18 protein-coding genes are annotated in these 20895 nt (G+C 72.3%); 6 read left to right on the top strand and 12 right to left on the bottom strand.

What is annotated here, in order from left to right; genetic code table 11:
• Nucleotides 1–11: 11 nt before the first annotated feature.
• The 6 genes from ACZ4XX_RS09735 to ACZ4XX_RS09710 all read right to left on the bottom strand — a co-directional run bounded on the left by ACZ4XX_RS09735 (nucleotide 12) and on the right by ACZ4XX_RS09710 (nucleotide 5286).
• The gene (locus tag ACZ4XX_RS09735) at nucleotides 12–1358 is read right to left on the bottom strand and encodes a CpaF family protein (RefSeq protein WP_468507409.1); all 1347 of its coding nucleotides are present in this window, start codon (nucleotides 1356–1358) and stop codon (nucleotides 12–14) included.
• Between the two features lie 16 nt (nucleotides 1359–1374).
• On the bottom strand, nucleotides 1375–1758 hold the full coding sequence (locus ACZ4XX_RS09730; RefSeq protein ID WP_468507408.1) for a TadE/TadG family type IV pilus assembly protein: 384 nt from the start codon (nucleotides 1756–1758) through the stop codon (nucleotides 1375–1377).
• Nucleotides 1755–2129, bottom strand: a complete 375-nt coding sequence (locus tag ACZ4XX_RS09725) for a TadE/TadG family type IV pilus assembly protein (protein WP_468507407.1) — start codon at nucleotides 2127–2129, stop codon at nucleotides 1755–1757. Before ACZ4XX_RS09725 ends, ACZ4XX_RS09730 begins: the two co-directional genes overlap by 4 nt.
• A gap of 3 nt (nucleotides 2130–2132) precedes the next feature.
• A complete protein-coding gene (locus ACZ4XX_RS09720; protein ID WP_468507406.1) occupies nucleotides 2133–3401 on the bottom strand; it encodes an AAA family ATPase in 1269 nt (422 codons plus the stop codon).
• 7 nt (nucleotides 3402–3408) lie between these two features.
• Nucleotides 3409–4116, bottom strand: a complete 708-nt coding sequence (gene cpaB / locus ACZ4XX_RS09715) for a Flp pilus assembly protein CpaB (RefSeq protein ID WP_468507405.1) — start codon at nucleotides 4114–4116, stop codon at nucleotides 3409–3411.
• Between the two features lie 96 nt (nucleotides 4117–4212).
• Nucleotides 4213–5286, bottom strand: coding sequence for a hypothetical protein (locus tag ACZ4XX_RS09710; RefSeq protein WP_468507404.1), 1074 nt, complete (start codon nucleotides 5284–5286; stop codon nucleotides 4213–4215).
• A 515-nt stretch (nucleotides 5287–5801) separates the two neighbouring features.
• Between ACZ4XX_RS09710 and ACZ4XX_RS09705 the strand changes: the two genes are divergently transcribed.
• Nucleotides 5802–7517, top strand: coding sequence for a chitinase (locus ACZ4XX_RS09705; RefSeq protein ID WP_468507403.1), 1716 nt, complete (start codon nucleotides 5802–5804; stop codon nucleotides 7515–7517).
• A gap of 159 nt (nucleotides 7518–7676) precedes the next feature.
• Here the strand turns inward: ACZ4XX_RS09705 and ACZ4XX_RS09700 are convergent, their stop codons facing one another.
• Nucleotides 7677–9110 carry a serine/threonine-protein kinase gene (locus tag ACZ4XX_RS09700; protein WP_468507402.1) on the bottom strand — a complete coding sequence of 478 codons (1434 nt, stop codon included), beginning with the start codon at nucleotides 9108–9110 and terminating at the stop codon, nucleotides 7677–7679.
• A gap of 185 nt (nucleotides 9111–9295) precedes the next feature.
• Between ACZ4XX_RS09700 and ACZ4XX_RS09695 the strand changes: the two genes are divergently transcribed.
• Nucleotides 9296–10651: a M14 family metallopeptidase gene (locus ACZ4XX_RS09695; RefSeq protein WP_468507401.1), complete on the top strand. Its 1356-nt coding sequence runs from the start codon at nucleotides 9296–9298 to the stop codon at nucleotides 10649–10651.
• A gap of 69 nt (nucleotides 10652–10720) precedes the next feature.
• Here the strand turns inward: ACZ4XX_RS09695 and ACZ4XX_RS09690 are convergent, their stop codons facing one another.
• The 4 genes from ACZ4XX_RS09690 to ACZ4XX_RS09675 form a co-directional block, all read right to left on the bottom strand.
• The gene (locus tag ACZ4XX_RS09690; RefSeq protein ID WP_468507400.1) at nucleotides 10721–12163 is read right to left on the bottom strand and encodes a GntP family permease; all 1443 of its coding nucleotides are present in this window, start codon (nucleotides 12161–12163) and stop codon (nucleotides 10721–10723) included.
• Between the two features lie 243 nt (nucleotides 12164–12406).
• Nucleotides 12407–12841: a RidA family protein gene (locus ACZ4XX_RS09685; protein WP_468507399.1), complete on the bottom strand. Its 435-nt coding sequence runs from the start codon at nucleotides 12839–12841 to the stop codon at nucleotides 12407–12409.
• The gene (locus ACZ4XX_RS09680; RefSeq protein ID WP_468507398.1) at nucleotides 12838–13599 is read right to left on the bottom strand and encodes an IclR family transcriptional regulator; all 762 of its coding nucleotides are present in this window, start codon (nucleotides 13597–13599) and stop codon (nucleotides 12838–12840) included. The genes ACZ4XX_RS09685 and ACZ4XX_RS09680 overlap by 4 nt, the downstream gene beginning before the upstream one ends.
• Nucleotides 13596–14630: a sugar kinase gene (locus ACZ4XX_RS09675; RefSeq protein WP_468507397.1), complete on the bottom strand. Its 1035-nt coding sequence runs from the start codon at nucleotides 14628–14630 to the stop codon at nucleotides 13596–13598. Before ACZ4XX_RS09675 ends, ACZ4XX_RS09680 begins: the two co-directional genes overlap by 4 nt.
• Nucleotides 14631–14754: 124 nt before the next feature.
• On the opposite strand from ACZ4XX_RS09675, the gene ACZ4XX_RS09670 reads away from it, so the two are divergent.
• Nucleotides 14755–16020: an alanine racemase gene (locus tag ACZ4XX_RS09670; protein ID WP_468507396.1), complete on the top strand. Its 1266-nt coding sequence runs from the start codon at nucleotides 14755–14757 to the stop codon at nucleotides 16018–16020.
• 11 nt (nucleotides 16021–16031) lie between these two features.
• A complete protein-coding gene (locus tag ACZ4XX_RS09665; protein WP_468507395.1) occupies nucleotides 16032–17609 on the top strand; it encodes an N-acyl-D-amino-acid deacylase family protein in 1578 nt (525 codons plus the stop codon).
• On the opposite strand, the gene mptB is transcribed toward ACZ4XX_RS09665, so the two are convergent.
• Nucleotides 17589–19019, bottom strand: coding sequence for a polyprenol phosphomannose-dependent alpha 1,6 mannosyltransferase MptB (gene mptB, locus ACZ4XX_RS09660; RefSeq protein ID WP_468507394.1), 1431 nt, complete (start codon nucleotides 19017–19019; stop codon nucleotides 17589–17591). The two genes, ACZ4XX_RS09665 and mptB, sit on opposite strands and share 21 nt — an antisense overlap.
• Before the next feature lie 143 nt (nucleotides 19020–19162).
• Here mptB and ACZ4XX_RS09655 point away from each other — a divergent pair, with 143 nt between their 5' ends.
• The gene (locus ACZ4XX_RS09655; RefSeq protein WP_073909900.1) at nucleotides 19163–20374 is read left to right on the top strand and encodes a pyridoxal phosphate-dependent aminotransferase; all 1212 of its coding nucleotides are present in this window, start codon (nucleotides 19163–19165) and stop codon (nucleotides 20372–20374) included.
• 78 nt (nucleotides 20375–20452) lie between these two features.
• A complete protein-coding gene (locus ACZ4XX_RS09650; protein ID WP_468507393.1) occupies nucleotides 20453–20854 on the top strand; it encodes an SCO4983 family protein in 402 nt (133 codons plus the stop codon).
• Nucleotides 20855–20895: the final 41 nt, after the last annotated feature.

Below are 20895 nucleotides of genomic sequence, written 5' to 3'. Positions count from 1 at the left end.
TCTCGTCGGCATCAGTCGGCTTCGCGGGTGGTGAGGTGGGCTTCCGTCACGGCCACGCCGAAGGCCTGCGGGATGGGCTGGCCCGCCAGGTAGAGCCGTTCGGCGACCCGCCTCGGCAGCGGGTGGTAGGTGAACCGCCCGTACACCCGCCCGTCCGCGGCCACCGGCTGCGCCTGGAAGCGGCACACCGTGGCGAGCAGGAAGCGCTCGCGCCCGTGCGAGGCGAGGACGGAGATCTCGGTGATCCGGCGGGTGCCGTCGGGGTGCCGGGTGAGCTGGACGAGGACGTCCACGGCGCTGTTGATCTGGTCCCGGAGCGCCTCGAACGGCACCTTGACCTCCGACATCGACGCCAGCGTCTGGAGCCGCATCAGGGCGTCCTCGGCCGAGTTGGCGTGGACGGTGGCGAGCGAGCCGTCGTGGCCGGTGGACATCGCCTGGAGCATGTCGAGGGTCTCGCCGCCGCGGACCTCACCGACGATGATCCGGTCGGGGCGCATGCGGAGCGAGTTGCGGACGAGGTCGCGGATGGAGATGGCTCCGCGGCCCTCGATGTTCGGCGGGCGGGCTTCGAGCCGGATCACGTGGGACTGCTGGAGCTGGAGTTCGGCCGAGTCCTCGATGGTGATGATCCGCTCGCCGTCGGGGACGAGACCCGAGAGGGCGTTGAGGAGGGTGGTCTTCCCGGTACCCGTGGCACCCGAGACGATCAGATTGAACTTGGCCTGAACCAGTCCCGACAACAGCATCAGCATCTGCTCGTCGAGCGACCCGAGGCCGATCATCTCGTGCAGCGTGTACGCCCGGGGGAAGCGGCGGATGGTGAGGGCCGCCCCGGTGAGCGAGAGCGGCGGGATGATGACGTTGACGCGCTCGCCGGACGGCAGCCGGGCGTCGACCATCGGGTTCGACTCGTCGACCCGCCGGTTGACGGTGGACACGATCCGCTCGATGGTCTGCATCAGCTGGTCGTGGGAGGCGAAGCGGAGCGGCAGCAGTTCGACGCGGCCGGCCCGCTCGATGAAGATCTGGTCGGGGCCGTTGACCATGATCTCGGTGATCGAGGCGTCTTCGAGGAGCGGTTCGAGCACGCCGAGACCGAGGGCCTCGTCGACGACCCGGCGGATCAGCTGGGCCCGCTCGGCGGTGGAGAGGACGGGCCCCTCCCGGCTGATGATGTGCCCGAGGACGCGCTCCAGACGGGCCCGCCGCTCGGCGGCCGCCAGCGCGGACATCTCGGTGAGGTCGATCTCCTCCAGGAGCTTGGCGCGGAAGGCGGCGACGAGGTGACCGTCCTCCCGGGCGGCGGCGTTGCCGCCGTGGTCCTCGGGGGCGTTGATCCGGGCTCGCAGACTCATGATTCGTCGTCCCTTCTCACTCGTCCTCCTCGTCGGGCAGGGGCATGGTGGCGGTCTTCTTCACTTCGCCGAAGTCCCGCACGAAGGGCACGACGGACGGGATCGTCACGGTCACGGTGACGGTGACCTCGTCGCCCCCACGAGAGGGGTCCACGGCGGGATCGACCCAGCCGCTCACGGCGGCGTCGGCGGCCGCCTGGGCGTCGGGCCCGTCCTCCGCGTCGCTGCTCTCCGCCCGCGCGGCCGCGCGGGCCGCCGTGCCCGCCTGCTGCGCGGCGTACGCGGCGATGCCGAGCTGGAGCCCGGCGAGGCCGACGATCAGCAGGATGGGCAGGAAGCCGAGGTACTCGATGGCGGCCTGGCCGCGGTCGCGGCGCCCCGTGCACGGGTCGCTCCTCATCGCGTGAGACCCCTCTCGTCCACGGCGCCGGCCTTGCCTTCCACCGGGAAGAACCCGCCGAGCCCCGGGACGAGGACCGGCACCTCGACGGAGACCCGGACGTGGACCATGCCGCCGCTCGTCTCGCAGGCCGCGCCGGAGACGCTCCAGGCGCCGCCGATGTGGCGGCCGGCGGCCGCGGCCCCGTCGTCGCCGACGGCGCACGCACGGGCCGCCTCGTCCGCCGCGTTCCCCGCGAGCGTGTACGTGTATCCGACCAGGACGACCTGCCAGAGCAGCGCGAGGGTGAGCAGGATCAGCGGCACCATGCCGAGGAACTCGACCGCCACCTGCCCCCTGTCGTCCCTGCCCGAGCCCTGGTGGATACGCATGGTTCAGCGCCCTCCGGCGCGGCGCCGCAGCCCCAGCGAGCCCCGGTCGCCCGCCCGCGCGAGCTGCTTGCCGGGCTGTCCGGCCGCCGGGGCCGCGGACGGGGCCTGGACCAGGCCCAGCTCGCCCGCGAGGGCCCACAGCGCCTGCTTGACGGTCGACTTGGCGTCGAGCTCGTGCAGCCTGCCCGCGTCGACGACCGCCTGGAGCTCCTTGAAGTGGGCGGGGACGGCGACGCCCGCGACCCGGGTGCCGGTGATCTTCTGGACGAGGGGCGGCTGGATCTCGGTGGAGCGGTGGTGCCGGTTGACCAGGGTCACGGTCTCCTCGGCCTTGCGGACCTGGAGCCTTTCCCACATGCGTACGGTCCGCTTGGCCGCCCGGACCGCGACCACGTCCGGCGTGGCGACGAGGACGGCGGTGTCGGCCATCTCGATCGCGGCGGCGTTGGCGCTGTTGAGCTGGGAGCCGCAGTCGACGACGACGACCTCGTGCCGGCCGCGCAGGGCGCTGACGATCTGGCGTGCGGCGCGGTCGGTGACCTCCTCGCCGCGCTCGCCCTCCGCCGGGGCGAGGAGCAGGGACAGTCCGGTCTCGTGGACGTAGACGGCGTCCTGGAGGACGCGCGGCGAGATGTCGGCGATGGAGGCGAGGTCGGCCACGGAACGCCGGAACTGGACGTCCAGGTACGAGGCGATGTCGCCGCTCTGGAGGTCCATGTCGACGAGCGCGACGGTACGCCCGGAGGCGCGGGCCGCGAGGGCGAGGTGGACGGCGGTGACGGTGGCGCCGACTCCGCCCTTGGCGCCGCTGACGGTGACGACGGTGCCGCCGGGGCCGGTGACCTGGTCGGCGCCCGCGCCGAGGTGGCGGCGGACGCCGACGGACCACTGGGCGGCGGCCTGGACGCGGCTGGCGAGCTCCTCGTAGCCGAGGGGCAGGGTGACGAGTCCCCGCGCGCCGGAGTCCATGGCGGCGGAGAACAGGACGGGGCTCGCGTCGGCGGTGATGAGGACGACGCCGACGGCGGGGAAGCGGAGGGCGACCTCGCGGACGAGTTCGAGCGCGGGAACGGGGCCGATCCGCTCATGGACCAGGACGACCTCGGGAAGTTCGTCGAGGGAGGCGGCGGCGAGCCGCGCGAGGGTGTCGACGAGCTGGGTGGAGTCGGTGACCGGCGGGGCGGGCTCGGCGTCGGGGAGCTGCCCGATGAGCGTGGTGACGGACCGGGCCGCGTCGGGGTCGCCGACGGCCGGCAGGATCCTGGTGGTCATACCGGCCTCACTTGTCCTTTTCGAGCGTGTAGGTGCGGTCGCGCTGGTCGGCGGGGGCGCCGCCGGTGGTGGGGGCGACCAGGGCGAGGCGTACGTGCTCGGCGAAGGACTCGGCGTACGCGACGCGCTGGGCGTCGAGGGTGGAGAGGGCGAAGGAGATCGGTACGGCCTCGTTGGCGCGGGCCGACCCCTGGGACCTGTCCCTGATGGGGGTGAGCTTGCCGACGTCGAGGACGCGGGCGCCGGCGACGATCATGCGGGACTGGGAGGCCTCGCCCTTCTTGTCGCCCGCGAAGGTGGCGTAGATGTTGACGGTGGAGCCCGCGGTGATCTTCCCCGCGACGCCGGTGGCGGCGTCGATCATGATCGCGATCTCCTGCTGGCCCGGCTGGAGTTCGGGCTGCTCGACGATCATGTCGGACTGCAGGAGCGAGCCGGCTTTGAGCCGGGTGACGGCGATCCGGCCCTCGATCTGACGGAGGTCGGTGACGGCGGTCTCCGAGAGCCAGCGCTCCGGCATGGTGATCTTCTCGAACTGGCTCGACTTCAGGGGGGTGTACGGGTCCACGTCGTCCTTGATCCGGTACGCGGTGGTCTCCGGGCCGACCTTGGAGTTCACGTCGCTGATGACGGCGAGCACACCGGCGAAGGCGCCGATCGCGCACAGGACGGACAGCAGCAGCAGGATCACGCCGCGGCGCTGGCGGGAGTTCATGGCCGTACTACCTCGATCGGAGACGTGGGTCCGGGGCGGACGGGAGCGGACGGTCGGGGGCGGGAGGAGGGGGCGCGGAGGGGTGCGAGGGGCTGCTCACGGCAGGGCACGGGTGGGGTTCACCTGCACGTTCACGGGGGTGAGCTCGGTGTACGAGGAGGCCGGGCCGGCCGGATGGACCTGGTACGGGTCCTGGTGTGCCGGGTGCGGGGCCTGGTACGGGGCCGGGTGTGCGCCCGCCTGCGGGGTCGCGTGTGCTCCGGGCGCGAGGGCGCGCGTGTCTCCCTCGCGCCGGCCCGCGCCCGAGCCGCCGTTCAGCGCGCGGCCGCCCTGCTCCGGCACCGCTCCGACCCGGAGGGGCGCCTCGCAGAAGCCGCAGCGGTCGCCGATGAGGTCCATCGCGCACCAGTGACAGGTCTCGCGCCGTACGGAGGAGACGAGCTGGTAGAGGACGGGCAGGTCGGGCAGGTAGGCGGCGAACTCGACGAGCTTGCCCGTCCCCCACCAGCGGGGCGAGGCCTCGGGCAGCGGTGTCTCCAGGACGGCGCCGTGGATCCGCCATCCGGGCACGAGGGTGGTCGTGGGCCAGTCGGTCTGGAGCTGGCCGCGGGCGAGCAGGAGTTCGGTGGTGAACTCCGGTCCGGGGAGGGTCACCTCGCCGCTGCCGACGCGGGTGATCTGCGCGGTGGGCCCGGCGAGTACGGCGAAGTGGGCGCCGGGCAGCCAGCCCTTGAGGTGGGAGCCGAGGCTGACGGGGACGCGGTCGAGTCGGGAGACGGAGCCGAGGACGGCGCCGGCGTAGATGTAGTGGGCGAGCAGCCGGGCGGCGGAGGCGAGGACGCCGGGGCTGAAGGCGCAGCCCGCCAACTGGCGTAGCTGGCGGACGAGTACGGCCGCTCCGAGGGGCGGCAGGTCGGTCCTGACCAGGGCGATCCGGTCGCTCTCGAGCAGGGCGCGGACGGCGCGCAGTCGTTGCTCGACGGCGGCCGGGGCGGAGGTGGGGCAGACGACGACCACGTGTCCGTAGCGCGCGATGAGCTGCTGCATGTCGGCGATCGAGGCGTCGAGCGACTGGGTCTCGGGGGCCGGGAGGACGGTGGCGTGCGGGGTTCCGGGGTCGGTCGGCGGCAGCGCCAGGTCGGCACTGGTGACCGCGATCGCTGTCGGCACGTCGGACCCCCCGTCCCCTCCGGCCTCCGGTGTCCCGGGGGCCGCGGATCACTTACCGCGTTCACGGCATCACCGCAGGGTGCTGCCGCATCTGCACCTTATCCACGTCCCCCGGGGTGGTGAACACACAATCCGCCAAGCTGTCCCCGTTTCTTGGGGGTCGGGAGCCCGGACCTTCCTGGAGGTCGGGGGCCCGGACCCGTCGTCCTGTTTCGGCGCTGCCGTCACCCGCTCCGAACAGGGCTTGCTGCCAGAGGTCTTGACAACGCGATTGGTCTGGACCAACTTGTCCCCACAGCGGTGGCCACCGTCCGCACTCCCCGTACCGCCCGCACCTCCCGCACTTCCCGTACCGCCCGCACTTGCCCGTACCGCCTACACCTGAGGCACCTCGGGCACCCTCTGCACTCCCCTACCCCCGGTACAGCCTCGTACCCCCGTACGAGCCCCTCCGTACGACGACGTACGGCACCTCCACATCCCCCACATCCCCAACTCCCCTCCGGAGGATGCACGTGGACCGCACCACCACCCGCCCGCACGGACGCCGCTGGCTCGGCGGAGCGATCGCGCTCGCCGTCGGCTCCGGGCTCGTCCTCGTCGGCGGAGCCGGCACCGCGCAGGCGGCCGACGTCAACGTCGCCAGGAACGCCGGTTTCGAGAACGGCCTCGCCAACTGGTCCTGTTCCGCCGGGAGCGGCGCCGCCGTCTCCTCCCCGGTCCGCACCGGGGCCGGCGCGCTCCGGGCCACCCCCGCCGGGCTCGACAACGCCAAGTGCGCGCAGACCGTGGCCGTGAAGCCCAACTCGACGTACACGCTGAGCGCCTGGGTCCAGGGCGGCTACGCCTACCTCGGCGCGAACAACACCGGGACCGGCTCCGGCAGCGTCTCCACCTGGACGCCCGACAGCGCCTCCTGGAAGCAGCTCACGACCACGTTCACCACCGGGGCGAGCACCACCTCGGTCGAGATCTACACCCACGGCTGGTACGGGACCTCCCCGTACTCCGTCGACGACGTCAGCGTCTTCGGCCCCGACGGCGGCGGCGGCCAGGACCCCGACCCGGTGGTCCCGTCCACCCCGGCCGGTCTCGCCGCGGGCACCGTCACCTCCTCCTCGGTCGACCTGAGCTGGGGCGCGGTCTCCGGCGCCACGGGCTACAAGGTGTACCGGGACGGCGGCAACCCGCAGACGGTGAGCGGCACTTCGGCCACGATCACCGGGCTCACGGCCGACACGGCCTACCAGTTCCAGGTCGCCGCGACGAACTCCGCGGGCGAGTCCGCGAAGTCCGGCGCCGTCTCGGCCAGGACCGCCAAGGTCACCGACCCGGGCCCCGGCCCCGCCGTGCCCAAGCACGCCCTCACCGGCTACTGGCAGAACTTCAACAACGGCGCCACCGTCCAGAAGCTGCGGGACGTGCAGTCGCAGTACGACATCATCGCCGTCTCGTTCGCCGACTCGACGACCACGGCCGGCCAGATCGTCTTCAACCTCGACCCGGCCGTCGGCTACGCCTCGGTCGCCGACTTCAAGGCGGACATCGCCGCGAAGAAGGCCGCGGGCAAGTCCGTCATCATCTCGGTCGGCGGCGAGAAGGGGAACGTCACGATCAACAGTGACGCCTCCGCGACCGCCTTCGCGAACAGCGCGTACGCCCTCATGCAGGAGTACGGCTTCAACGGCGTCGACATCGACCTCGAGCACGGCATCAACTCGACCTACCTGACCAAGGCGCTGCGTCAGCTGTCCGCCAAGGCCGGTTCGTCGCTGGTCCTGACGATGGCCCCGCAGACCATCGACATGCAGAACACGGGCACGGAGTACTTCAAGACCGCGCTCGCCGTGAAGGACATCCTCACGGTCGTCAACATGCAGTACTACAACAGCGGTTCGATGCTCGGCTGTGACGGCAAGGTCTACAGCCAGGGCTCGGTGGACTTCCTCACCGCGCTCGCCTGCATCCAGATCCAGGGCGGTCTCTCCCCGTCGCAGGTCGGGCTGGGCGTCCCCGCCTCCACGCGGGGCGCGGGCAGCGGTTACGTCGACCCGCAGATCGTGAAGAACGCGCTCGACTGCCTGACCAAGCTCACGAGCTGCGGCACCTTCAAGCCGGCCCAGGCCTGGCCGACCCTGCGGGGCGCCATGACCTGGTCGACCAACTGGGACGCGACGGCCGGCAACGCCTGGTCGAACGCGGTGGGCCCGCACGTCCACAACCTGCCGTAACGGAACGACCCCGCACCACCCGCGGCGCCGCCGGTCTCCCGGCGGCGCCGCATCGTCTTCTCGCGCGTCAGGCGTCGGGCGTGGGCGTCAGGCCTCGGGCCTCGGGCCTTCGGGCCTCGGGCCTTCGGGCCTCGGACTGCGGACCTCGGACTGCGGGCCTCACCTCGGCAGGAACCGGGTCAGGACCCGGTCGAGCCCGGTGACCCACTCCTCGACCCTGGCCGCCCGGCGGCCGTCGATCTCGCAGAGGTAGCTGGTGCCGTCGTAGAGGTCGACGGCGATCCGCAGCCACCGGCCCCGCCGGGTCCGCTCGTACCGTACGGCTCCGATCTCGGGCCAGGTGAACTCCGCCTCGTCGTCGAGCAGCTGGAGGCAGATCCCGGCGCCGTCGACGACGATCCCGTACACGCTGTCGGCGGCCACGAAGTCCGGCACGGGCTGCGGGGGCGCTACGGGCGGCGGCGGGACGAAGAGGGTGGGGGTGGGCGGCCCGAACCCCGGTGGGACCGAGTCGTGCGGAGGCAGAGGCGGAGACGGAGACGCGTACGGCGACGGGACCGCGGCCTGTGGAGGTACGGGTGTCGACGGGACGACACCCGGCGCGGGACCGTACGACGGCGGAATGGAGTCCCGCGCGGGACCGTACGACGGCGGAATCGAGTCCCGCGCGGGACCGTACGACGGCGGAATCGAGTCCCGCGCCGGCCCGAACCTCTGCGGTACCGGATCGTGCGGCGTCGCGGGCGCGTCGAGGACCGTCGGCGGCGGCGCCGTCCCGGTACCGTCCCGCGCCCCCTCTCCCAGCACGTCCAGGATCTCCTCCGGCGTCGGCCGTCCGGCCGGGTCCTTCGCGAGGCAGCGGCCCACCAGCGCGCGCAGCGACTCGGGTACGGAGGCGAGGTCCGGGTCCTCGTGCACCGCGCGGTACATGAGGCCCATCGGCGTTCCGTCGCCGAAGGGGCGGCCGCCCGCCGCGGCGACCAGTACCGCGCCCAGCGCGAAGACGTCCGCCGCGCCCGTGACCTCCTCGCCGAGGGCCTGTTCGGGGGCGAGGTAGCCGGGGGTGCCGAAGGCGGAGCCGGTGGCGGTGAGCCGGGTCGACTCCAGCGCGCGGGCGATGCCGAAGTCGAGGACGCGGGGTCCGTCGGGGGCCATGACGATGTTGCCGGGCTTGAGGTCGCGGTGGACCAGCCCGCAGGCGTGGATGGCCTCCAGGGCCTCGGCGAGCGCGGCGCCGAGCGAGCGCAGCCGTCCCTCGTCCATCGGGCCCTCGGCCGTGACGAGTGCCGCGAGGGTGGGGCCGGGGATGTAGGCGGTGGCCAGCCAGGGCGCCTCGGCGTCAGGGTCGGCGTCGACGACCTGGGCGGTGTGGAAGCCGCCGACCTGACGGGCCGCGGCGACCTCGGCGCGGAAGCGGGCGCGGAAGGAGGGATCGGAGGCGAGTTCCGGCCGGGCCACCTTGACGGCGACGGCGCGCCCGCCGCGCGATCGGGCCAAATAGACGGTGCCCATGCCGCCTTCGCCTAGTTTGTGCTCGATGACGTATCTACCGATGAGGGTCCCCACGGGGGACAGTATGGCCGAACTCCCCATCTTGACCGGTCCATGACACGGGCTCACCATGTGGCCGAACGCCGAACACCGCGCGACCGAACACCGAGCCACTGAGCACCGAGCGACCGAACACCGAGCACCGAGCACCGAGCGGCTGAGCATCGAGCCGCCGAGCACCCGCACGAGCTTGTCGCACCCCCCACCCTCCCCACCCAGGAGACAGCATGCGACGTCCCATCCGCGGCAGAAGGTCCGCCACCCTCGCGGCCCTCGTGGCGCTCGCCCTCGCGGCGCCCGTGTCCGCCCTCACGACACCCGCCGGGGCCGACCCCTCGTCGGCCGCCGCCCGGATCGCCGTCGGTGCCGACGAGGTGATCCGGCAGTACGAGGTCGCCGGACCCTCCACCCCGGCCGCCCGGAGCGCGCTGACCGCCACCGGCGTCTCGATCGACGAGGTCGACGCCCGGTCGGTCGTGGTCAGCGCCAACACCGAGCAGCTGAGGAACCTCAAGGCGCTCGGCTACAAGCCGGTCGCCCTGCCAGGCCCGCCGGACCGGACCGCCGAGGGCGGCAAGGCGGTCGGCCCGCTCGACTTCCCCTCCGCCGACGCGAAGTACCACAACCACGCGGAGATGAACGCGGAGATCGACCAGCGGCTCGCCGTCCACCCCTCGATCATGCGCAAGCAGGTGATCGGGAAGTCGTACCAGGGCCGGGACATCGTCGCCATCAAGATCAGCGACAACGTCGCCACCGACGAGGCCGAGCCCGAGGTCCTCTTCACCCACCACCAGCACGCCCGCGAGCACCTCACCGTCGAGATGGCGCTGTATCTCCTCCGCGAGCTCGGGGCGGGGTACGGCAGCGACTCCAGGATCACCAACGCCGTGAACGGGCGCGAGATCTGGATCGTCCCGGACCTCAACCCGGACGGCGGCGAGTACGACATCGCGAGCGGCTCGTACCGCAGCTGGCGCAAGAACCGTCAGCCCAACTCCGGCTCCTCGTACATCGGTACGGACATGAACCGGAACTGGAACTACAAGTGGGGCTGCTGCGGCGGCTCTTCGGGCTCCAAGAGCTCCGAGACGTACCGCGGCACAGCCCCCGAGTCCGCCCCCGAGGTCAAGGTCGTCGCCGACTTCGTGCGCTCCCGGGTGGTCGGCGGCAAGCAGCAGATCACGGCGGCCATCGACTTCCACACGTACAGCGAGCTCGTGCTCTGGCCCTTCGGCTGGACCACGGCCAACACCGCTCCGGGCATGACGCTCGATGACCGGAACGCCTTCGCTGCGGTCGGCGGCAAGATGGCCGCCAGCAACGGCTACACGCCCGAGCAGTCCAGCGACCTCTACATCACGGACGGGTCGATCGACGACTATCTGTGGGGCGCGCAGCGGATCTTCGCGTACACCTTCGAGATGTACCCGTCCTCGTCCGGCGGCGGCGGCTTCTACCCGCCCGACGAGGTCATCGAGCGCGAGACGAGCCGCAACCGCGACGCCGTCCTCCAGCTCCTGGAGAACGCCGACTGCATGTACCGGTCGATCGGCAAGGAGGCGCAGTACTGCGCGGCCTGACGATCTGTTCGCGTGAAGGGCGCCCCGGCGGGATTCCGCCGGGGCGCCCCCGCGTCACGGTCCGGTCGCTCAGACGAACAGACTCAGCACGGCCGCCGCCGCGAAGCCGGCCAGGGAGAGCACCGACTCCAGCACCGTCCAGGACTTGAGGGTGTCCCGTTCGGTGATGCCGAAGTACTTGGAGACGATCCAGAAGCCGCCGTCGTTGACGTGCGAGGCGAAGATCGAGCCGGCCGAGATCGCCATGATGACGAGGGCCAGGAAGGCCTGCGAGTGGTCGCCGCCCTCGACGAGGGGCAGCACGATGCCGGCCGTGGTGACGATGGCGACCGTCGCCGAGCCCTGGGCGACACGCAGCACCAGGGAGATGAAATAGGCGAGCACGATGACGGGGAGACCGACGTCGTGGAAGGTGTCGGAGAGCGCCTGGGCGACGCCGCTCACCTTGAGGACCGCGCCGAAGACCCCGCCCGCGCCGACGACGAGCAGGATGTTGCCGACCGGCTTGAGGGAGGAGGTGGACACCTGCTCCAGGGACTTCCGGGACCAGCCGCGCCGGATGCCGAGCAGCCAGTACGCGAGGAAGAGGGCGAGCGTCAGGGCGACGAAGGGGCTGCCGAAGAACTCGATGACGGAGCGGAGGGTGGACTCGTCCAGGGCGATGGAGGAGAAGGTCGCGGCGAGGATGAGGACCAGCGGGGTGCCGATGATGAGGAGCACGGTGGAGAGCGCCACGGGCGCCTCGGTGCCGCCGGACCGCTCGGCGGCGACCTTGGCCCTGGCCTCCTCGGCGGCCTCGACCATGTCCTGCGGGACCGCGACGAAGAGCCGGCGGCCGATCCAGCCGGCGTACGCCCAGGCCGCGAGCACGGCGGGGACGCCGACGAGGACGCCCATCAGGATGACCCAGCCGAGCGAGACGTGCAGGAGGCCGGCGGCGGCGACCGGGCCGGGGTGCGGCGGCAGGAAGGCGTGGGTCATGGAGAGACCCGCGAGCAGCGGCATGGCGTAGAGCAGGATCGACTTGCCGGACCGCTTGGCGGCGGCGTAGACGATCGGTGCGAGGACGAAGATGCCGACGTCGAAGAAGACCGGGATGCCGAAGATGAGGCCGGTGAGGCCCATCGCGAGGGGGGCGCGCTTCTCGCCGAAGAGGCCGAGGAGACGGCTGCTCAGCACCTCTGCGCCGCCCGAGACCTCCAGGATCGCGCCGAGCATGGTGCCGAGGCCGATGATGATCGCGACGTGGCCGAGGATGCCGCCCATGCCGGTCTCGATGACGGAGGTGGCGGCGGACTTCTGGACGGTGCCGAAGAGTTCGGTGACGGAGAGGCCGGCGGCGAGGCCGACGCCGATGGAGACGGCGAGCAGGGCGACGAAGGGCTGGAGCCGGATCTTGATGATCAGCAGGAGCAGGACGGCGATGCCGAGGGCGGCGACGGTGAGCAGCCCGGCGGTGCCGGGTATGAGGTGGAGCAGTCCACCGGTGTGCGGGGGCGTGGCGGGGTTCATGGCGGGGGGAGGCCTCGCTTTTGGGTAGGGGGGAGCGCGGCACGGCGTTCCGGGGGAGAACGCCGTGCCGTGGAGCGGCTGGTTCGGGTGGATCGGTTCAGGTCCGTTCGGGCGCGTGGGCTCCGGCCTGCGTGCTCGGGCCGTGCGTGCTCGGGCCGTGGGTGCTCGGGCCTGTGTGCTCGGGCCGCACGGGCGCCGGCCGTGGGTGCTCCGGCCGTAAGTGCTCCGGCCTGCGTGCTCGGGTCAGCCGAGGACGGCGAGGGCGTCGATCTCGATGAGGAGGCCCTGGGGCAGACCGACGTAGACGGTGGTGCGGGCGGAGGCGGGGGCCCTGAGGCCCTGCTCCTCGAAGTACTGGTTGTAGATCGCGTTCATCTCGGCGAAGTGGTCCACGTCCGTCAGGTAGACGCGCATCATCATCACGTCGTCCCAGCTCGCGCCGCCCTCCTCGAGGATCGCCTTGACGTTGGCGAAGGTCTGGAGGGTCTGCTCGCGCAGGGTCGGGCCCGCGACGGTCGGGGCCTGGCCCTCGACGGCGGGCAGGAAGCCGACCTGGCCCGCGACCTGGAGGATGTTGCCCTTCTTCACTCCGTGCGAGAACTTCGCGGGCGGGGCGGTGTGGGTGGCGGGCGTGAGGGCGATCTTCTCGATCGACAGGTCGAGGTTCTGGTCGGTCATGCGCTGTCCTTGCTCGGGGAGGTGCCGGAGTACTCCCGGCTGATGACGTCCGCGGTGCGGCGCACCTGCGGGAGGAGGGAGAGGAGTTCTTCGGCCGTGACGACCACGTTGGGCGCCGAGACCGACATCGCGGCGACGACGCGCCCGTCGGCACCGCGGATGGGCGCGCCGACGCAGTTGATGGACTCCTCGTGGCCGCCGAGGTCGGTGGCCCAGCCCTGTTCGCGTACGGTCGCCAGCTCCTTGAGGAAGGCGGCGGCGTTCGGGGTCGAACGGGGCGTGTACGGGGGGTAGTCGAGCTTGCCGGCGAGGGCGCGGCGCTCGGGTTCGGGCAGGTCGGCGAGGAGCAGCTTGGCGACGGCGGCGACGGTGATCGCGACGGGCTTGCCGATGCGCGAGTACATGCGGACGGGGTAGCGGCTCTCGACCTTGTCGATGTAGAGGACCTCGCCCTCCTCGTAGACGGCGAGGTGGATCGTGTGCCCGATCCGTTCGTTGAGCGCGGCGAGGTGGGGGTGCGCGATCTCGCGGATGTCGAGGTTCTCGACGGCCTCCTGCGCGAGCGCGAAGAGACGGGCGCCGAGCCGGTACCGCTGGTCCTGCTGGCGGTAGACGAGTCCGTGCTCGTGCAGGGTGCGCAGCAGGCGGAGGGCGGTGGACTTGTGGACGCCGAGCCGGTCGGCGACCTGTCCGAGGTCGGCGGGACCCTGTGCGAGCAAGGGCAGGATGCTGAGCGCCCGGTCGACGGTCTGGCTCATGGTGTACGTCCCTCCTGGTCGTCCCCCGTCCAGCCGGGGCCGAGGTGAAGTGTGCCCCAGCCGGTCGGGGTGAGGGCCGCGAGCCGGTCGGCGTGGGAGCGGCGGGGTGGTGCGGCCAGGTCGCCGGGAACGGTGAGGGCGGCGGCGGCCAGCAGGTGGCCGTGCCGGAGGCGGGCGGTGGCGTCGAGTCCACGGAGGGTCGCGGAGAGGAATCCCGCGGCGAAGGCGTCGCCGGCGCCCACGGCCGCGACGACGTCGACGCGGGGGGCGGGCACGTGGACGACGGTGTCGGTTCCGGGGCCGGTGCGTTCGTGGACGGTCGCGCCGTCGGCGCCCCGTTTCACGACGAGGACGGCGGGTTCGGGCAGGGCCGCGCGGATCGTGGCGGGGTCGTCGAGGCCCCAGGCCTGTTCGGCCTCGTCGGCGCCGACGAAGACGAGGTCGGCCCGGCGGGCGAGTTCCAGGAGGACGGGGCCGGCGGTGGCGGCGCCGTCGCGCCAGAGTCCGGGGCGGCAGTTGACGTCGAAGGAGACGAGGGGGCGGCCGGGCCGGGGCGCGGTGAGGGTGCGCATGAGGGCGAGGCAGTCGTCGGAGAGGGCGGCGGTGATGCCGGTGAGGTGGAGGACGCGGGCGTCGGCGACGGTCTCGTAGGGCACGGTCGCGGGTGACATCGCGGAGGCGGCCGATCCGGCGCGGTAGTAGACGACCTCGTGGGCGTCGGTGGCGCGGTCGGCGGCGGTGCGGAAGTAGACGCCGGTGGGGCGCCGGGGGTCGCGGTCGACGGCGGTGACGTCGACGCCGTAGGACCCGATGGTCTCGACGAGGTGGTCGCCGAATCCGTCCCGGCCGACGCGGCCGACCCAGCGGCTGCGGTGGCCGGCGGCGGCCAGGGCGCAGGCGACGTTGGACTCGGCGCCGCCGATCGCGCGCTCGAAGGCGGGTACGTCGGCGAGGCGGCCCGGTCGGGAGGGAAGGAAGGTGACCATGGACTCGCCGAGGCACACGACATCCACGGGCGGTTCTCCGGCCACTCTGGCGCTCCCTTGCGGCTCCTGCGGGGTCCATTGACCCGGCCTTGGCCCGGATGCTAGACAGCATTGAGCGACATACGCAATGACTGTTGCACCCTTCGCAACGCTTCGATGAGGAGGCCTCATGCCCGACCTGGCGAACGAGCGCGTCGACCACCGCTTCAAGGCACTGCCCCCGGACGCCGAGGGCCTGACCGTCGGCGAGCTCGCCGCCCAGCGGCGCAACCTCTTCACCGGCGGCTTCACCACCCCCGTCCTCGCCCTCTCCGCCGAGTCCGTCGAGCACAACCTCCGCCTCCTGGAGACGTACGCCGAGCGCCACGGCCTGGCCTTCGCCCCGCACGGCAAGACCTCCATGGCGCCGCAGCTCTTCGACCGGCAGCTGGAGCACGGCGCCTGGGGCATCACCGCGGCCCTGCCCCACCAGGCCCGTGTCTACCGGGCCCACGGCATCGCCCGGATCTTCCTCGCCAACGAGGTCGTCGACCCGGTCGCGCTCCGCTGGGTCGCCGGCGAGCTCGACTCCGACCCGGACTTCCGCTTCCTCTGCTACGTCGACTCCGTGCGCGGCGTCGAGCTGATGGACGGGGCCCTGCGCGCCGCGGGCGCCACCCGCCCCGTGGACGTCGTCGTGGAACTGGCGGCCGGCGCGACGGGGCGTACGGGCGTACGGACCGAGGCGGAGTGCGCGGCCGTCGCCGACGCGGTCGCGGACGCCCCCACCCTGCGGCTCGTCGGTGTCGCCGGCTACGAGGGCACGATGCCCGGGGCCGACGGCGAGCGGGTCCGGGAGTGGCTGCACCGGCTGGTCGCGCTCGCCGCCGACTTCGACAAGGCCGGCCGCTTCGACCCCGCCATCGGCGAGGTCGTGGTGAGCGCGGGCGGCAGCGAGTGGTTCGACGCGGTCGCGGACGTGTTCGCGGAGATCCCCCGGCTCTCGCTGCCCGTCCTGAAGCTGCTGCGGTCCGGCGCGTACGTCTCGCACGACGACGGGCAGTACCGCGAGCGGACCCCCTTCAACCGGGTCCCGGACGAGGGCGCCCTGGAGCCCGCGTTCCGCCTCTGGTCGCAGGTCGTCTCGCGTCCCACCCCGGAGCAGGCGTTCACCAACGCCGGCAAGCGCGACGCCGCCCACGACCTGCACCTCCCCGAGGCGCAGGTGGTCCGCGACGCCCGCACCGGCGAGATCCGCCCCGCCGACGGCCTGACCGTCACCGGCCTCTCCGACCAGCACGCCTGGGTACGGACGGAGGAGGGCGTCGATCTGGAGGTCGGCGACTGGCTCGGCATGGGCCTGTCCCACCCGTGCACGATCTTCGACAAGTGGCAGCTGATCCCGCTGGTCGAGGCGGACGGCACGGTCGTCGACTACATCCGCACGTTCTTCTAGAAGGAGTCGGTATGGACCTCGTCTTCCGCGACGCGGAGGTCGTCGACGGCACCGGCGGCGCCTCCTACCGCGCCGACGTGGCGATCGACGGCGGCCGGATCGCCGCGATCGTGAAGGAGGGCGCGGCGGCCGGCTGCCAGCGCCCCACCGCCCGCCGCGTCGTGGACGCCGAGGGACTCGTCCTGTCCCCCGGCTTCATCGACATGCACGCCCACAGCGACCTCGCACTGCTCCGCGACCCGGACCACAGCGCGAAGGCCGCACAGGGCGTGACGCTGGAGGTGCTGGGCCAGGACGGCCTCTCGTACGCCCCGGTCGACGACCGCACGCTCGCCGAGGTGCGCAGGGCGATCACCGGCTGGAACGGCTCCGGCGACGACATCGACTTCGACTGGCGCACGGTCGGCGAGTACCTGGACCGGCTGGACCGGGGCATAGCCGTCAACGCCGCGTATCTGATCCCGCAGGGCACGGTGCGGATGTACGCCGTCGGCTGGGACGACCGCCCGGCGACGGAGTCCGAGCTGGACCACATGCGCCGGCTGGTCGCGGAGGGCATGGAGCAGGGCGCGGTCGGCATGTCCTCCGGCCTGACGTACACGCCCGGGATGTACGCGAAGGACGCCGAGCTCACGGAGCTCTGCCGGGTCGTGGCGGGGTACGGCGGCTACTACTGCCCGCACCACCGCTCGTACGGGGCCGGGGCCCTGGAGGCGTACGAGGAGATGGTGCGGCTCACCCGGGAGGCGGGCTGCGCCCTCCACCTCGCCCACGCCACGATGAACTTCGGCGTGAACGAGGGCAGGGCGCCCGAGCTCCTCGCCCTCCTGGACGAGGCCCTGGACGCGGGTTCGGACATCAGCCTCGACACGTACCCGTACACACCCGGCTGTACGACCCTGGTGGCCGTGCTGCCGAGCTGGGCGAGCGAGGGCGGCCCGGAGGCGGTGCTCGCCCGCCTCCGGGACGACGAGACGGCGGAGCGCATCCGGCACCACCTGGAGGTCCTCGGCTCGGACGGCTGCCACGGCGTGCCGATGGACTGGGACACGATCGAGGTCTCGGGAGTGTCGGACGGGGCCCTCGCGGACCGGGTGGGTCGCCGGGTGGACGGCTGGGCGACGGCCCGCCGGCTCCTCCTGGAGGACCGGCTCGGGACGACGATCCTCCAGCACGTGGGCCACGAGGAGAACGTCCGGACGATCATGCGCCACCGGGTGCACACGGGCGGCTCGGACGGCATCCTCCAGGGCCTGAAGCCGCACCCGCGCGCGTACGGCACGTTTCCGCAGTACCTGGGCCGGTACGTGCGGGACCTCGGGGTCCTCACCCTGGAGGACTGCGTGGCCCATCTGACCTCCCGTCCGGCGGCCCGCCTGGGTCTGCGGGACCGGGGCGTGATCAGGGAGGGCAACGTGGCCGACCTGGTCCTCTTCGACCCGGCGACGGTGGCCGCGGGCTCGACGTACGAGTCCCCGCGCACCCTCCCGACAGGCATCCCGCACGTGCTGGTCGGCGGTGAGTTCGTGATGGAGGACGGCAGGCGCACGACCGCCCTGGCGGGCAGGTCAGTCCGCCGCACGCGCTAGTGGGCGGAGGGGCGGCGACGCCCCTTCGCCCCACGGGTCGCGGCGTGTCCACACCAGACCGCCCGCCAGCACCACCCCGGCCACCACGAACCCGTACCAGGGTGTCCGCCCGTCGAGCGCCGTCTCGTAGACGAGGGCCGCCGAGAACACCGTCAGTACCTGACCGGCCCGCCCCCGCCAGGCGACCGACGCCACCACGGCGGTCCCCCACAGCAGGTACCAGGGCTGCACCATCGGCGACAGCGCGACCAGCCCGACCAGCGAGAGACCCAGGCCCAGCACCGGGTCGAGGAGCCCCCGCCAGGCCCGCCACGCGAGCACCAGGATGAGCACCACGGCGACGAACAGCCCGAGGTTCTGCACGACCGCCTTCACCGGGTCGGGGTCGTCCCCGAGGAGCAGTCCGAGCCCCAGGCCGAGATCGCTGCTCACGGACAGCGCCGTGTGGATCGACCCGGCCACACTCTGCGTCCGCAGCCACCCGAACCCGGTCCCGGCGAGCACCGTCGCGATCGCCGCCACGGCGCCCGCCACGAGCCCCGGCAGCACGAGCCCCTTCGCCAGGCCCCGGGCACCGCCGCCGTCCCGCCGCGCGATCATCACGCCGATGAAGAGCAGTGCGACCGCCGCCGGCGACTTGACCATCATCGCGAGGCCCACGAGGACGCATCCGAGCACCCACCGGCCCCGCACGGCGAGCAGCACGCCCGCCAGCATCAGTCCGATCATCAGACCGTCGTTGTGCATGCCGCCGACGACGTGGATGAGCAGCAGCGGGTTGAGGGCGGCCAGCCACAGCGCACCGTCGCGACCTCCACGGCCGCCCCCCAGCCCCCGTACGGCCCAGACGATCAGCGCGAGCGCACCGACCGCGAGCAGCCGCATGCCGAGCACGGCGGGGACGATCTCGCCCCCGGTCAGTCTCACGACCAGCTGCGCCAGGACCAGGAAGGCGGGCCCGTACGGTGCGGGGGTGTCGGTCCAGTGCCCGCCGACGCTCGCGGCCGCGTCCGCCCCGAGGTCGCCCGGCCCGAGGACGGACGGCCCGCCCCCGTACACGTCGTGCCCTTCGAGGACCATGGCGCCCTGCGCGATGTAGCTGTAGACGTCCTTGCTGTAGAGCGGCGGGGCGAGGAGCAGCGGGACGGTCCACCAGGCCAGGGTGGTGAGCACCCTGTCCCGTACGCCCCGGGCGAGCAGCACGCCGTACCGCCACCAGGCGGCGACGAGCACCGTCAGGCCGAGGTAGGCGAGGAGCGCCCCGGCGAGGGTGAGCGCCGAGCCGCGCGGCTCCCACAGTCCCCAGCCGCCGCGCACCGGCAGCGATCCGGCGGCCCAGCCGCCCACGGCGACGGCGAGCGACCCGGCCGCGCCGAGCCGCCGGCATCCGGAAGCAGTGAGATCCCACATGACGGGCCAACCTATCCCGCCGAACGGAGGACCCCTATTCGGCGGCTCTCATCAGCGGAAAGCCCCCGCGTCCGCCCCTCGACCCTGTCCGACGTGTCCCAGAACACGGAGCGTCCCGGCCGCCCCGGCCGTAAGCTCTCGTCATGCAGGTGATCCAGTCCACGAAGCTCGCCAACGTCTGTTACGAAATCCGGGGCCCGGTGCTCGAAGAGGCGATGCGGCTTGAGGCTGCGGGTCATCGCATCCTCAAGCTCAACACGGGCAACCCGGCCGCCTTCGGCTTCGAGTGCCCGCCCGCCATCCTCGAGGACGTGCTGCGCAACCTCTCCGAGGCGCACGGCTACGGCGACGCGAAGGGGCTGCTCTCCGCCCGCCGCGCGGTGATGAGCCACTACGAAACCAAGGGCATCCCGCTCTCCGTCGAGGACATCTACCTCGGCAACGGCGTCTCCGAGCTGATCCAGATGTCGATGCAGGCGCTGCTCGACGACGGCGACGAGGTCCTCGTCCCGGCCCCCGACTACCCCCTGTGGACGGCGTCGGTCTCGCTCGCGGGCGGTACGGCCGTGCACTACCGCTGTGACGAGCAGGCGGACTGGATGCCGGACCTGGCGGACATCGAGCGGAAGATCACCGATCGCACGAAGGCGATCGTGATCATCAACCCGAACAATCCGACGGGCGCCGTCTACGACGACGAGATGCTCCGCTCCCTCACGGAGATCGCCCGCCGCCACAACCTGGTCATCTGCTCGGACGAGATCTACGACAAGATCCTCTACGACGGTGCCACGCACACCCCCACCGCCGCGATCGCCCCCGACCTGCTCGTCCTGACCTTCAACGGGATGAGCAAGAACTACCGGGTGGCCGGTTTCCGCTCGGGCTGGCTGGCGGTCTGCGGCCCGAAGCACCACGCCTCCTCGTACATCGAGGGCCTCACGATCCTCGCCAACATGCGCCTCTGCGCGAACATGCCGGCGCAGCACGCGGTGGCCGCCGCGCTCCAGGGCCGGCAGTCGATCGAGGACCTCGTCCTGCCGGGCGGGCGGCTCCTGGAGCAGCGGGACACGGCGTACGAGCTGCTGACGCAGATCCCGGGCGTGACGTGCGTGAAGCCGAAGGGCGCGCTGTACCTGTTCCCGCGGCTGGACCCGAACGTCTACAAGATCAAGGACGACCGGCAGATGGTCCTGGACCTGCTGCGGGCCGAGAAGATCATGGTGGTGCACGGGACGGGCTTCAACTGGCACGAGCCCGATCACTTCCGGATCGTCACGCTGCCGGCGGCCGCGGACCTGGCGGACGCGGTGACGCGGATCGGCCGCTTCCTGGACGGCTACAGCCAGCCGTAGCACGCCACATCCGGACCCCGCTCAACTTTAGACTGAATCTAAGCTAGGATGGCTCCAGAGCACTCAGGAGGCCGTCCCATGTACGAACCGATCCGCACCAAGTCGGTCCACCGGATGGCCGACGACGCCCATGACGCGTACCCGCACCGCTCCCGCGAGGACGAGCTGGACATCCAGCTCGCCGGGCACCTCTCCGCCCTGCTCGCCGTCACCGACGAGCTCGGCGACACCGAGGCCGGCGAACTGATCGCCCTGCAGGTGGCGCGGCTGCGCGGCGCACCGCCCGCACGACACGCGGGTCTGAGCGGTTCGTCCGCGCCGGACCTGCACCGCAGGGCCCACGCCCTCGCGGGCCGCGCCCTGCTCGTCGCCGCCTCCCGGGCCGACACCGCCGCCGCGATCCTCGCCGCGGAGCGCATGGACGCGCACACCGCGGCACTGGCCGGGGAACCCACCCTGGCAGGAGCCGGCACCCCCTGACGGCCCCGGTCCGCGCGGCACGAACCGCGCGGACCGGGCGC

The organism is Streptomyces sp. NPDC029956 (assembly GCF_055574655.1).
The sequence above is the reverse complement of the archived record's forward strand: the minus strand, read 5'-3'. Positions and strand labels throughout refer to the sequence as shown.